General features: G+C 56.3%; 12 protein-coding genes. 1 reads left to right on the plus strand and 11 read right to left on the minus strand.

Features of this window, described 5'->3' with window-relative positions; all coding sequences use genetic code 11:
• Nucleotides 1-93: 93 nt before the first annotated feature.
• The 7 genes from EUU25_RS03850 to EUU25_RS03880 all read right to left on the minus strand — a co-directional run bounded on the left by EUU25_RS03850 (nt 94) and on the right by EUU25_RS03880 (nt 7,115).
• Nucleotides 94-1,398 (minus strand): Xaa-Pro dipeptidase, encoded by a 1,305-nt coding sequence (locus tag EUU25_RS03850; protein WP_158898448.1) that lies wholly within the window; start codon nt 1,396-1,398, stop codon nt 94-96.
• Nucleotides 1,399-1,480: 82 nt separating this feature from the next.
• Nucleotides 1,481-2,143: a phosphatase PAP2 family protein gene (locus EUU25_RS03855; protein WP_158898450.1), complete on the minus strand. Its 663-nt coding sequence runs from the start codon at nt 2,141-2,143 to the stop codon at nt 1,481-1,483.
• Entirely contained in the window at nt 2,133-2,741 is a 609-nt protein-coding gene (locus EUU25_RS03860; protein ID WP_158898452.1) for a hypothetical protein, read from the minus strand. Before EUU25_RS03860 ends, EUU25_RS03855 begins: the two co-directional genes overlap by 11 nt.
• Before the next feature lie 13 nt (nt 2,742-2,754).
• Complete coding sequence (locus EUU25_RS03865; RefSeq protein ID WP_158898454.1) at nt 2,755-3,489, minus strand: sulfotransferase-like domain-containing protein; 735 nt, start codon at nt 3,487-3,489, stop codon at nt 2,755-2,757.
• The gene (locus EUU25_RS03870; RefSeq protein WP_158898456.1) at nt 3,486-4,394 is read right to left on the minus strand and encodes an aminotransferase class IV; all 909 of its coding nucleotides are present in this window, start codon (nt 4,392-4,394) and stop codon (nt 3,486-3,488) included. Before EUU25_RS03870 ends, EUU25_RS03865 begins: the two co-directional genes overlap by 4 nt.
• Entirely contained in the window at nt 4,394-5,785 is a 1,392-nt protein-coding gene (gene lpdA / locus EUU25_RS03875; RefSeq protein WP_158898458.1) for a dihydrolipoyl dehydrogenase, read from the minus strand. Before lpdA ends, EUU25_RS03870 begins: the two co-directional genes overlap by 1 nt.
• Before the next feature lie 49 nt (nt 5,786-5,834).
• Nucleotides 5,835-7,115, minus strand: coding sequence for a pyruvate dehydrogenase complex dihydrolipoamide acetyltransferase (locus EUU25_RS03880; protein WP_158898460.1), 1,281 nt, complete (start codon nt 7,113-7,115; stop codon nt 5,835-5,837).
• A gap of 153 nt (nt 7,116-7,268) precedes the next feature.
• On the opposite strand from EUU25_RS03880, the gene EUU25_RS03885 reads away from it, so the two are divergent.
• A complete protein-coding gene (locus EUU25_RS03885; RefSeq protein WP_158898462.1) occupies nt 7,269-7,724 on the plus strand; it encodes a universal stress protein in 456 nt (151 codons plus the stop codon).
• Nucleotides 7,725-7,735: 11 nt separating this feature from the next.
• On the opposite strand, the gene rnr is transcribed toward EUU25_RS03885, so the two are convergent.
• From rnr to phaR, 4 genes are read right to left on the minus strand one after another with little or no spacing between them, the layout of a single operon-like run.
• Nucleotides 7,736-9,997: a ribonuclease R gene (gene rnr / locus EUU25_RS03890; RefSeq protein ID WP_158898464.1), complete on the minus strand. Its 2,262-nt coding sequence runs from the start codon at nt 9,995-9,997 to the stop codon at nt 7,736-7,738.
• Nucleotides 9,994-10,425 (minus strand): GxxExxY protein, encoded by a 432-nt coding sequence (locus tag EUU25_RS03895; protein ID WP_158898466.1) that lies wholly within the window; start codon nt 10,423-10,425, stop codon nt 9,994-9,996. The genes rnr and EUU25_RS03895 overlap by 4 nt, the downstream gene beginning before the upstream one ends.
• A 38-nt stretch (nt 10,426-10,463) precedes the next feature.
• Nucleotides 10,464-11,993 carry a proline--tRNA ligase gene (proS, locus tag EUU25_RS03900; protein ID WP_246162895.1) on the minus strand — a complete coding sequence of 510 codons (1,530 nt, stop codon included), beginning with the start codon at nt 11,991-11,993 and terminating at the stop codon, nt 10,464-10,466.
• A gap of 35 nt (nt 11,994-12,028) precedes the next feature.
• Entirely contained in the window at nt 12,029-12,577 is a 549-nt protein-coding gene (phaR, locus tag EUU25_RS03905; protein WP_158898468.1) for a polyhydroxyalkanoate synthesis repressor PhaR, read from the minus strand.
• Nucleotides 12,578-12,857: the final 280 nt, after the last annotated feature.

Raw genomic sequence — 12,857 nt, forward strand, 5'->3', positions numbered from 1 at the left:
CGGTTCTGTGAACCTTGCCCCGCATGATTACCACAATCGCCGCCCTGCAATCAATGCACTTACATCGCTGCAGGTAAGCTGAATGTGTGCAATTTAATCGATCAGTTTGCCACTTTTTACAACGGCGTCGACCGACTCAAGTTCGCGCACATTGGTCAAGGGATCGCCATCGACCGCGATGATGTCGGCAAAGCGGCCCACCGCAATGGCGCCCACATCCTTTTCCCGGCCAAGCGCCTGCGCGCCGTTGCGGGTCGCGGCCTGGATAGCTTCCAACGGGGTCATGCCATATTCGACCATGACGCGGAATTGCTTGCCGATCTCGCCATGCGGCATCACGCCGGCGTCGGATCCGAAGACCATCTTGACCCCTGCCTTGTGCGCTTTGCGGAAATTATCGCGTTGTATTTGAGCAACTTCGCGGTCTTTTCTGAGATTATCTTCGAGCACGCCATTCTTCGCGCCTTCGGACTGGGTATATTCCGTGTTGTAGATATCCATCGAGAACCAGACCGGACGGACCCGCGCTGCCGCAAGCTTGATGCCTTCATCATCGACAAGGCTGGCATGCTCGATGGTATCGATCCCCGCCTTGACAGCCGCTTTAATGCCATCGCCACCATGGGCGTGCGCCGCGACGCGCAGACCCCATTGATGCGCTTCATCGGCAATCACGCGCAGTTCGCTCTCGGAAAGCTGCTGTTGCCCTGGCTCTGTGTTCCGGGAAAATACGCCGCCCGTCGCACAAACCTTGATGACCTCAGCGCCATATTTGCGTTGACGCCGAACCTGATAGCGCAGTTCATCCAGGCTGTCGGCAATGCCTTCTTCCTTTTCGGCCTTTTCAAGGCTGGGCGGCAAGAAGGTCGAGTCGCAGTGGCCACCGGTCGCACCCAGTGCATAGCCCGCCGGAACGATACGTGGCCCGGTTGCATATCCGTTTTCAATCGCCTGCTTCAGACCGATATCATTGCGATTGCCGGACCCCACATTGCGCACGGTGGTAAAGCCGGCCTTTAACATGGCATTCGCATTGCCCACCGCCGTCATGCCCCAGAAGCTGTCGGTAAACTCCAGTCCGCGATAGCCGCCAATATCGGCAGGCCCGTCCAGATGGACATGCATGTCGATCAGCCCGGGAAGCAGGGTTTTACCAGACAAGTTGATATGTTTGACATCGCTGCCCCACCGCACGGTGCGCGCGTCGGCTATGCTGGTAATACGGCCGTCTTCGCCCACGAAAATGGCTGGAAACTCGACGACCTTGCCGGTCAGCACATCGATCATTTTGTCCGCGGTGATCACTGTGTTTTGCGCATCCGCTGCCGTTGCAAAAAGTGCGGCGCCACAAAGAGCCAAAATGCGCGCGTTTCTCCCGAAGTTCCCCGTCTTTTTCATGTTCGATATCCTATAGAATCCCAATTGCTTCACGATGGCAAAAAGCCAGCCTGCTGGACAGAGAAAAACGCGATCCCGCCGATTAAGGCGAGAGGACCGATGGGAAATGGGCCGTGCGCTGGTGCTGGCGATACGCAATGACCGCAGCGGCCGCCATGGCAAAGGACGCGCCGAGCATCCAGCCACCCAGCACATCGGTAGGCCAATGGACACCCAGCATGATGCGCGACACACCGGTAAGAACGATCATGATGGCCGCTGCCACCTGCCATAGGGGATGGCGTGCCTGGGCTACCAGCATGATAAACAGGATGTAGACCACGGCGGCGTTGTTCGAATGACCACTGGGAAAGGCAGGGCTGTGGATGATATCCAATTGCGGCACCAAATCCGGACGCACGCGACCAAAAAATGCCTTCATGACGTCAGACGTAAAGGCCGAAACCAAGGTTGTAAGCCCCATAGCCAGCGCCGCGCCCCATCCCCACCAGCGCCACAGGGCCAAAGTCAGGATCGTCACAATCACATAACGCTGCACCCCGCCGCCGATCCAGCTGACGCCCTGCATGAAAAGGATCAGCCATTCCGGTGTAACGCCACGCTGCATATTTAGCGCGTGGGAAATGGCGAGATCGAACGAACGGAAATAGCCTACGTTAACTGCGTAGCCGAGGGCAACGACCAGAATTGAGAAAGTGCAAGATGTTATCGCCAACCTAAAGGCGATGCTTTTGTCAGCCGGCATTTTGGTCCAGCTTCATTGAGCCGATGATTATACAGTCGCTGTCGTCTGGAAAAACAGATGGCAGTTTGGACTTCGAACCCATGTGTACTACCACAGGTTCGCTCACCCATGGCAAGCCACAGTCGGTGTCAAATCGCAAAACATAGATGCCGTCCGGCAATTTCTTGAATTTGTAATGACCGTAGCGCGACACTTTGGTTCGATATTCTTTGCCTTGAGCATCGGTGGCGGTTACCCATCCGTCCGCAAAATAGCCCTCGAACTTGCCGCTGATCGTTCCTCGGGAGCCAGCCGGACTTGCGGCCGCAGGCGCGGCCGCCAGCATAAGTCCCAGCGATGCACCCATCGCGACGACCATTTTTCCGCTTTTCTTTCCAAATTTTTCCTTGAGCCGGACGCTACCATTGACGTCGACGGCGGCGCGGACGCATACATCAGGCTTCACGGTCAAAAGTGTTTCCACGTCGTCAAACGCCATTTGCGATAGGTCGTAAATGATGTTGTCACAACTTGTGCAATGTCGATTGCACCCGCTTACGGGCATGTCTTCCCATTTCTCGCCGCACGGCTCTGGAAATGATATGCGTAATTCCTTCATCCAGCACGCCTTATCAGAAGAATTTCTCGTTTATACAATACCGCGTCAGATCATCATAATGCGGGCGGCACTCATCGGCGATTTGCTGTTCGTGCAAGGTCAATTCCGACGGCGCTGTAGGTTTTCCAAAGCCGGTGCTGTTCCAGACAGCATTATACCAGTGTGACGCCCAGATACCGTCGGAGGGATGCGGCCCCTTTTGCCAACTCAGCATTGCAGGGTCCCAGACGATGCCAATCGCCTGACACAAAGCGCGCAACCCGCGCTCGGGGTTGGCAAGCAAGCGGTTGCTGTCAACGACCGGAGCCGGGCGGCCCATCTTTTCGGATACACGACCATGATATTCGACCAGACGCTCAAAACCCAACTGCTTGGCATCCCGAAGATCATTCTTCTGCCGGTAACTCGCGACCATCAGGTCGGGGTCGCGTACAAGAAATACATGGCTATGGTCCGGAAAATCATCAACGCTGATCGGCCCTTCCATATGGTGCGACATATGTTTCTGGTACCAAAGCGTCTTTTCATCGGGAATTGGTCCGCGCATGGTGGCGGCAACGGATTGCCAGTCGACATCCATATCCGACATGATCTCGGCGGCCATCGCATGCGGTTCGCCCGTGGTCTTCAGATAGGCACCATAAAAGGGCTCGTCCGTGACATGGCAGTCACTGCGCGCGGAAAAGCTTCGCATCATCGCGGTGGAAATATTGCGCGGGCCGGACCACATCGCAATACGGACACTCATCCGGCGATGTCCCGTTCCACCAGCGTTTTATAAAGCGACTGCAGCCGTTCGACCATCGGGCCCCTGCTCTCGCTTATCTTGCGGCCGTCGATTGTATGTACAGGACAAACCCCGGCAAATGTTCCGGTCACAAAGGCTTCCTCGGCGCTATAGACTTCGGTCAGCGAGAAATTCTTTTCGAACACCGGAATGCCCTGCTCTCGGCAGATTTTGATTACGTTGCCGCGCGTAATTCCGCCAAGGCAATAATCACCGGTGGAGGTCCAGACTTCGCCTTTTCGCACGATGAAGAAATGCGTCGAATTGCAGGTGGCGACAAAACCGTGCGGATCGAGCATCAAGCCTTCATTTGCACCCGCCTCGGTCGCCTGGATACAGGCGGTGATGCAGTTCAACTTGCTGTGGGAATTCAGCTTCGGGTCCTGAACCGCAGGACCGCCCCGACGAACGTGTACGGTGAACAGGCTGATGCCCTTCTCGATGACTTCGGCATGGGGTTCTTTATGCTCGGCAATGATGACGATGGTGGCCGGGCTGACCACGACGCGCGGGTCCTGATAGGGTGTGGAACGGACGCCGCGTGTGACCATCAGGCGAATATGGCACGCGTCCATGGCATTTGCCGCGACCGTAGCCTCAAGGCGTTGGATCATTTCATCACGGCTGATCCCGATATCCATCGCGATCGCCTTTGCCCCTTCCCAAAGCCGGTCGAGATGCTCTTTCAGAAATGCCATCCGCCCCTTGTAGACGCGGATACCTTCCCACACGCCATCGCCCAGCATGAAACCGCTGTCGAATACCGAGACAACGGCCTGTGCACGCGGGGTAAGCACGCCGTTGACGTTGATCAGAATCCGCTCATTGCGTGGATCGGGCGTGAAATCCTGCGTGCCCTTGGCCATCACATATGCAACATCTTGCCATAGGCCCCCAGCACGCTTTCGTGCATCATCTCGCTCAAAGTCGGATGGGGGAAGACGGTGTGCATGAAGTCGGCTTCGACCAGTTCAGCTGTTTTGCCGATGGTATAGCCCTGGATCAGCTCGGTCACTTCCGCGCCGACCATATGGGCCCCCAGCAATTCGCCGGTCTTGGCGTCGAAAACGGTCTTGATGAAGCCCTCTGCTTCACCCAGCGCGATGGCTTTGCCATTGCCGATGAAGGGGAAGTTGCCGACCTTCACGTCATAGCCGGCTTCCTTGGCCTTGGCTTCGGTCAAGCCAACGCTGGCAATCTGCGGGTGGCAATAGGTGCAGCCCGGGATGTTTTTCGGGTCCATGGCATGCGGATGCCCTCCGGCAATGGCTTCGACGGCGATAACGCCTTCATGGCTGGCCTTATGCGCCAACCAAGGCGGCGCGGTCACATCGCCGATCGCCCAGACGCCGGGAACATTGGTGCGGCACATGGGATCGGTATCGATATGCCCCTTGGTGGTTGTGATGCCCAGCGTTTCGAGACCAATATTCTCGGTATTGGGGACAATGCCGATGGCGACGATACAATGTGAGTATTCGCCATTCACGATCGCGCCGTCCTTGCCCTTGATCGCGGCAGACACGCCGGTAGCCGTCGCCTTCAGGCTTTCGACACCTGCACCGGTCATGATCGTCATTCCCTGCTTTTTCAGAGACTTTTCAAGGAAAGTTGAGACATCGGCGTCTTCAACGGGAACAATGCGGTCCATCATTTCGACAACGGTCACCTCGGCGCCCATGTCATTATAGAAGCTCGCAAATTCGATGCCGATGGCGCCGGAACCTATAACCAGCAGCTTCTTCGGCATTGCCGGCGGCACCATAGCATGGCGATAGGTCCAGATGCGCTTTCCGTCGGCAGGCGCAAAGGGCAAGTCGCGTGCGCGTGCACCGGTGGCGATGATGATATTCTTGGCGGTGAGTTCTTCCACCTTGCCGTCTTTGGTCACGCTCAGCTTACCCGGCGCGGTCAGTTTGCCGTCGCCCATATGTACGGAAATCTTGTTCTTTTTCATCAGATGCGTGACGCCCTGATTGAGTTGCTTGGCTACACCGCGCGAACGCTTCACAACCGCATCGATATCCGCGCTGATATTCGCCGCCGTCAGGCCATAATCACCCGCATGCTGCATATAATGGTAGATTTCCGCCGACCGCAGCAATGCCTTGGTGGGAATGCATCCCCAATTGAGACAAATCCCGCCCAGATTTTCACGCTCGACAATCGCTGTCTTCAGACCAAGCTGTGCGGCACGGATAGCGGCCACATAGCCGCCGGGGCCGGAACCGAGGACGATAAGGTCGTAATTGCTCACAGATTTACTCCAGATTTCGAACGAATTCCGTCGCTATTCGACGGTACGATCAGGCAACTAGCCCCAATGGCTTCTCTACCAATTCCTTGAACACCTTCATCAATTCAGCCCCATCCGCACCGTCGATAGCGCGGTGGTCGAACGAGCCGGTTGCGCTCATGACCGTAGCGATCGCGAGGGCGTCATCGACGATATAGGGGCGCTTTTCACCTGCCCCAATGGCTAGGATCATGCCCTGCGGCGGGTTGATGACGGCTTCGAATTGCTTGATGCCCATCATGCCCATGTTGGAGATGGAGGCCGTGCCGCCCTGATATTCATGGGGCTGAAGCTTGCCTTCCTTTGCCCTGCCCGCCAACTCGCCAATTTCGGTCGAAATGGCCGACAAAGTCTTGCCATCTGCGCCCTTCACGATGGGCGTGATCAGGCCTGTGGGCACCGATACGGCGACGCTGATATCGGCGCGGCTATATTGCAGCATGGTGTCGCCGGCGAAGCTGACATTGCATTTGGGAACCTGAATCAGCGACAGGGCCAGTGCCTTGACCAGCATATCGTTGACCGAAAGCTTCACACCGCGGCTTTCAAGGCTGGCATTCAGTTCGGAACGCAGCTTCAGCAAGGCGTCGAGCCGGACATCGACCGTCAGGTAGATGTGCGGAACCTGCTGTTTGCTCTCGGTCAGGCGACGCGCAATGGTCTTGCGCATATTGCTGAGTTTGACGACCTCGTGCGGGATATCGGTTTCAATTGCCGCGACAGGAGCCGGTTTAGGCGCAGCTGCCGCTTGTGGAGCTGCCGAAGCGGTTGCGGGCGCAGCCGGTGCGCCACCCATGGCGGCCTCGACATCATATTTGACGATACGGCCATTGGGGCCGGTGCCGGAAAGCTGTGACAGGTCAACCGACCTTTCGGCGGCGATGCGGCGGGCGAGCGGGCTGGCCTTGACGCGTTCGTCGCTCGATGACGCCACCGGTGCAGGTGCTGCTATTACCGGAACGGCTGCTGGAGGCGGAGGAGGCGGTGGTGCGGCGGCTTCGACCTTTGGCGCGGCGGGCGCTGCCTTGGGCGCGGGGGCCGCGTCGTCATCATCGCCGGCGATCATGGCGATCACCGTGCCCACTTTTACGCCATCCGTACCCTCGGCAACGAGCAATTTGGTGATAACCCCTTCATCCACGGCTTCAAATTCCATGGTGGCCTTGTCGGTCTCGATCTCGGCGAGTAAATCGCCGGAAGACACGCTATCCCCCTCCTTCACCAGCCACTTTGCGAGCGTGCCCTCCTCCATGGTCGGGGACAACGCGGGCATTTTGAGTTCGATGGGCATCCTAAAGGCCTTTTCTGGGACAAGATTTCCGTTCATCGAATAGCCAAGCTTTCCCCAGCGTCAAGCGCGATAAGGTTGCCAAGGCTGCAAATATCGCGCAGGCTATACGAATTCATAATGGCCGGACCATAAGAGACCGGTCTGGGGGAGCACATGCGGACTTATCTGGTTGTTATAGACGAAACGGAAGAAGCCAGGCTGGCCTTACGTTTTGCTTCGCGCCGTGCGGCAAAGACCGACGGCGCCGTGCACATATTGGCATTGGTCGAACAGGCCGATTTCGTCGCCTGGGGCGGCGTTCAAGCTACAATGGAAGAAGAAGCCCGGGTTCGGGCCGAAGAGTTGGTGACGGGCGCTGCGGGATCTATTTTCGAAGAAATGGGCGTTCGGCCTGCCATTACCGTTAAATCAGGCGATGCGATTGAAGTCGTCAAAGTGATGTTGGCGGAACAGCCTGAAATCGCCGCGCTGGTACTTGGCGCAGCTGCGCAGGGTGCGCCGGGACCGCTGATTGCGCACTTTACCGGGATAAATGCGGGGACGCTTCCCTGCCCCGTCATGGTGATTCCGGGGTCCTTGAGCGATGAGGCGCTCGACGAATTGAGCTGAGGTCGGCCTATTTAGCGTCGTTTTCCCTGATGCCGGATATTTTTCGGTCGCCCGCGCTTGCCGACGTCAAACTTGCCCGCCTTATGCTTATGCTTTGGCCGGTCTGATGGATATGTTGCGCCATCGGGTAATTCGAAGCGCAACGACCCCGACACGGGATTGGCCTCTGCCAACCTGAGTTCGAGCCGCATACCAGGCCGGAATTCCTGCCGCGTCTTTTCGCCGATCAGCGTCTGGCTTGCTTCGTCATAATGGAAATAGTCTTTCCCGAGAGTTGACACAGGCACCAAGCCATCGCCGCCAACCCCTTCAACTGTAGCGAAAAATCCGAAATTCTGCACGCCAGTAATGCGCGCTTGCACGATTTCTCCGACATGCGCCGACAGATAGACGGCGATGTAGCGGTCGGTCGTCTCGCGCTCCGCTTCCATGGCGCGGCGTTCGGTGCGGCTGATTGCTTCGGCCGTGGCGGCGAGCTTTGCGACAGCAACCTCGGTCAGGCCAGTCATCGGCTCCACATCATTCAGCTTCGGCTTCGGCATTTCCAGGCCATAGGCGCTGACAAGTGCGCGGTGGACGATCAGGTCGGCATAGCGACGAATGGGCGAGGTAAAGTGGGCGTAACTGCCCAGCGATAGTCCGAAATGGCCGACATTTGTGGGGCCATAATAAGCCTGGGTCTGGCTCCTAAGCACAGCTTCCATGATTTGCGGACGGATTTCTTCGTCAATGACCTTGCTCAGGATCGTATTGAATGTCTCGGGCTTGATGACTTGGCCCAACGCGAAATCAATGTCGAAGGTCTGCAGATATTCCTTCAGAGCGACCAGCTTTTCTCGGCTCGGTGGTTCGTGCGCGCGGTAGATGAGCGGCGATTTCTTTGCCTCCAGGGCTTTTGCAGCCGCGACATTTGCGGCAATCATGAAATCCTCGACCAGCCGGTGTGCTTCCAGTTGTTCACGCTCCGCAACGCCCGTGACACGCCCCTGCTCGTCCAATGTGATCCGCTTTTCTGGCAAGTTCAGTTCCAGCGGCGCGCGCTTGCTCCTTGCCCGCGCCAGCAACCGCCAGCACGCCCAAAGCGGCTTGAGCGCGGTCTCCAGCAGGGGACTTTCCATCTTTCCGTCAATCGCAGCCTGCGCGTCGGGATAGGGAATATTGGCGGAAATCCGGGCCACAGCGCGGGCGAAACGCCATGACGTCACTTGTCCGGACTTGCCGATCGCCAGATGGCAGGCAATGACCGCCCGATCCTCGCCAGCGCGCAAAGAGCATTTGTCGGAGGACAAGGCGTGGGGGAGCATCGGGACCACGAGGTCCGGGAAGTAAACACTATTGCCGCGCTTCACGGCTTCGCGGTCGAGCGCGCTGCCAGGGCGGACATAATAGCTGACATCGGCAATGGCGACGATCGCATCAAAGCCACCCGTCTCCGCATTGGGCGCTGCCCAAATGGCATCATCGAAATCACGGGCATCGCGTGGGTCGATCGCAATGATCGGCAAATGCCGCAAATCTTCGCGATGGTCGGCAGTGACCGGCAAGCGGCTGACCAAAGCGGCCTCCACTTCCGCATTTTCCGGCATTTCAAAAGGAATGCCATATTTGTGGATCGCAATCAGGCTGAAGCTTTTCGGCGCAAAAGGATCACCGAGCACTTGGGTCACCCGCGCCGACTTGCGTTGTGCGTTGCCGGTTAGTTCCGCCAAGACCAGATCGCCTGCCTTTGCGTCGCCTACGTCACCAATGGGCGTGTCGAAACGCGCCTTCTTGTCGACGGATTTCAGCCAGAAGCGTCCATTGTCGCCGCCTTCGACCACGCCCAATATCTGCTCGCTTCCCTTGGCGAGCTTTTTCATGACATGCGCCGTCCAGCCATTGCCGCGCTCTTCGGTGCGGGCCAGGATACGGTCGCCTATTCCAAGCGCCCCGCGCTTTCCCTTGGCCTCTACAACACGGATTTTGGGGATCGGGATGCCTTCCGCTTCCCAATGTTCGGGAACAGCAACAGGCTGGTTGCCATCAATGCCGACGATTTTGAGAACCGTAACCTTGGGAACGCCGCCCATCTTATGAAATGCGCGACCGGGAGCCATGTCGATCAGCCCCTCATCGGTCATATCTTTCAGCAGTGCCTTGAGCGCTATCTTCTCATTCCCACGCAACCCGAATTCACGCGCAATTTCGCGCTTTCCGGCGGGTTCATTGGACGTCTGGATAAACTGGAGAATTTGTTCGCGGTTAGGGAGACCAACAGGGTGTTTTTTTGTCATGTCGCGCCGAGACAATTTTGGTTCGCACGAAGACACGAAGACACAGAAGACGGGCGGTCATTTAACAAGCGTTTTATTCCATCCTTGAACAGTGATGTGCCAAAATTGAGGACAAACCCGTGGGTCAAATTGGTGAGGCGTAGATAGGTTATGACTTGCTTCGCATGGACCGGTAGCGTCTTCCCGACCGATTTGATTTCAAGGATGATACGTTTTTCAACAAGTAAATCTACCCGGAATGCCGAAGGTAGTCGAATAGCATCATATTCAATATCGATCGGCACTTGCCGATCCACTGTAAGCCCTTTGCTTTGCAACTTGGCTGCCAAGATCACCTCATAGGCACTTTCAAGCAACCCCGATCCGATATCTTTGTGAATCTTGAAGGCCGCATCCACGATGATAGAGCAGATATGTTCAATCTCCATTCTACCCTCTTTGTGCCTTTGTGTCTTTGTGCGAACCCCTAATAAGTCCGCCCGATCAATATCCGCTCGACCGCAGGCTCTCCGGTAAAGAAACAAGCTCCATCCACGGCAGCGGCTTCAAGCGGACTGTTGCGCATGGTCAGTTTCAGGGCCTTCAACTGCTCGACAATCTTATCGAGAGCAGCACCCGTAGGACGTGCCCATTGCACTTCGACCCAGCCTGCAAAGCCTGCTTCGTCACCCGCAAAATGGGTCGCAAGGTCCGTCACATCGCGGCGGATATTCGCGTCCATGCGGGCCTTCGCTTCTGCATAAAGTGTCGCCTGGATATCTTCGATCATTGCAACAGCGCCGCTGACGAATTCGGCTCGTGGCGTGAAGGCTGTGGCGAGCTTGCCATCGTCCTTGTACAAACGGTCACGCCGTAAAACGGCAGCTTTCCCTTCGGAAACATCCCGGGGGCCGACTTCGACAATGATCGGTGCACCCTTTTTGACCCAGGACCAGCGTTTGTTAGACGCCTTTGTCGCTTTGGTGTCGAGCAATACACGAAGAGGCTCACCGAACGCCGAAAGCGCCAGCAATTCGGTACGCAGGGTGCGGCAATATTCTAAAACCACCTCGTCATCGTCATTGTCGCGCAGCATCGGAATGATGATAATTTGGTGCGGTGCAATCTGGGGCGGGCAGCGCAAGCCGTCATCGTCGCCATGGGTCATGATGACCCCGCCAATCAAACGCGTCGATACGCCCCAGCTGGTGGTGTGTGCGTATTGCTGACTGCCCTCTTTGTCCTGATACCGGATCCCAGAAGACTCCGCAAAACCGGTGCCGAGATAATGCGACGTTCCAGCTTGCAGGGCTTTGCCGTCCTGCATCATCGCTTCGATGGAATAGGTCGCTACAGCACCCGGGAAACGTTCATTTTCCGGCTTTTCACCGGCAACGACCGGCATCGCGAGCGGACCTTCCGCAAAAGCACGGTACATTTCGAGTGCGCGCATGGTTTCCTTGAGCGCATCTTCCCTGTCGACATGGGCCGTGTGCCCTTCCTGCCACAGGAACTCGCTCGTACGCAAAAACATGCGCGTACGCATTTCCCAGCGCACCACGTTGGCCCATTGGTTGACCATCAAAGGCAAATCGCGCCAGCTTTGAACCCAACGGCTCATGGCGGCACCGATTACCGTTTCCGATGTCGGGCGCACGACCAACGGCTCTTCCAGCTTGGATTCAGGATCCGGGATCAGCTTCCCCTTGCCGTCACCCACTAGCCGATGATGGGTAACAACCGCCATTTCCTTGGCAAAGCCGTCCACATGGTCGGCTTCTTTTTCAAAGAAAGACAAGGGAATAAACAACGGGAAATAGCAGTTATCGACGCCTGCAGCCTTGATTTCGGCATCCATCAGTTTCTGGATGCGCTCCCAAATGCCGTAACCCCAAGGACGTATGACCATGCATCCGCGGACACCTGATTCCTCGGCGAGATCGCCTTCGGAAATAACCTCCTGGTACCAGCCCGCAAAATTCTGGGTCCGGGTGACATTTAATGCATGCTTTATCAAGTTCTTATCCGCGATATATGTTATAGATTATAATATTAGTCAGCCGACAGTTTGTCGATCTTTGCCTGAAGGTCGGCCATCTGCTTTTTCAGATCATCAATGCTTTCCGCCTTTTCCGGTTTTTTACCGGCGAGGTTAGGCATCAACGCCTCCCGCGCAGACCGCATGAATTCGATATTCTGCTTTGCGATATGCCCAAACGGGCCCGACGTGATGGCGGTTTCGATGACTTCCTGAACCTGTTTCTGGTTCTTGCGGAAATTGTCCATCGAGCTTTCGAGGAACTGGGGGACCATCCCCTGCATCGAATCCCCATACATTGCGATCAACTGCCGAAGGAAGCCGACCGGCAACATTTGCTGGCCACTATTCTCTTCCTCCATGATGATCTGGGTCAGAACGCCATGGGTGATATCTTCATTAGTCTTCGCGTCCAGAACCTTGAAATCGATTTCTTTTCGCGTCAGATCGGCCAGGAAATCCAACGTAATATATTTGGATGACTGCGTATTATAAAGCCGCCGGTTGGCATATTTTTTGATGATGACCGGGCCGTCACCATTTTTGCTGGCTGCGCGTGCCATGAACTGTGTTCCTTTCGGGATAGTCTTTGACCCCGTAGCACTAGTTTATCCTGCACTGCAACATTTCGCACATTGCAGGTCGGACGAAGCGCGAATCACTTCGATCGATCGAAGCGCTATTCACGTGCAAAAGCGCTGCTCCCGCCCCTCGAAACAGTGTGGTTTACCAATCACAGCTTCTAAAATTGTATAAAATCGACAACGGCTGGATTACGCCGTTAGTGGAACTTAAGCGACAAATTACTCAGGAAGAGTGCAACTATATTACATTGAACTGCAA

Origin of the sequence: Sphingorhabdus lacus, from assembly GCF_009768975.1 — a bacterium.
GTDB lineage: Bacteria > Pseudomonadota > Alphaproteobacteria > Sphingomonadales > Sphingomonadaceae > Sphingorhabdus_B > Sphingorhabdus_B lacus.

What these genes read in the sequence shown, in the direction of transcription:
- EUU25_RS03850 (WP_158898448.1), bottom strand. Translation starts at nt 1,398, where the DNA reads ATGAAAAAGACGGGGAACTTCGGGAGAAACGCGCGCATTTTGGCTCTT.
- EUU25_RS03880 (WP_158898460.1), bottom strand. Translation starts at nt 7,115, where the DNA reads ATGCCCATCGAACTCAAAATGCCCGCGTTGTCCCCGACCATGGAGGAG.
- phaR (WP_158898468.1), bottom strand. Translation starts at nt 12,577, where the DNA reads ATGGCACGCGCAGCCAGCAAAAATGGTGACGGCCCGGTCATCATCAAA.
- EUU25_RS03855 (WP_158898450.1), bottom strand. Translation starts at nt 2,143, where the DNA reads ATGCCGGCTGACAAAAGCATCGCCTTTAGGTTGGCGATAACATCTTGC.
- rnr (WP_158898464.1), bottom strand. Translation starts at nt 9,997, where the DNA reads ATGACAAAAAAACACCCTGTTGGTCTCCCTAACCGCGAACAAATTCTC.
- EUU25_RS03885 (WP_158898462.1), top strand. Translation starts at nt 7,269, where the DNA reads ATGCGGACTTATCTGGTTGTTATAGACGAAACGGAAGAAGCCAGGCTG.
- EUU25_RS03870 (WP_158898456.1), bottom strand. Translation starts at nt 4,394, where the DNA reads ATGGCCAAGGGCACGCAGGATTTCACGCCCGATCCACGCAATGAGCGG.
- EUU25_RS03865 (WP_158898454.1), bottom strand. Translation starts at nt 3,489, where the DNA reads ATGAGTGTCCGTATTGCGATGTGGTCCGGCCCGCGCAATATTTCCACC.
- EUU25_RS03860 (WP_158898452.1), bottom strand. Translation starts at nt 2,741, where the DNA reads ATGAAGGAATTACGCATATCATTTCCAGAGCCGTGCGGCGAGAAATGG.
- EUU25_RS03895 (WP_158898466.1), bottom strand. Translation starts at nt 10,425, where the DNA reads ATGGAGATTGAACATATCTGCTCTATCATCGTGGATGCGGCCTTCAAG.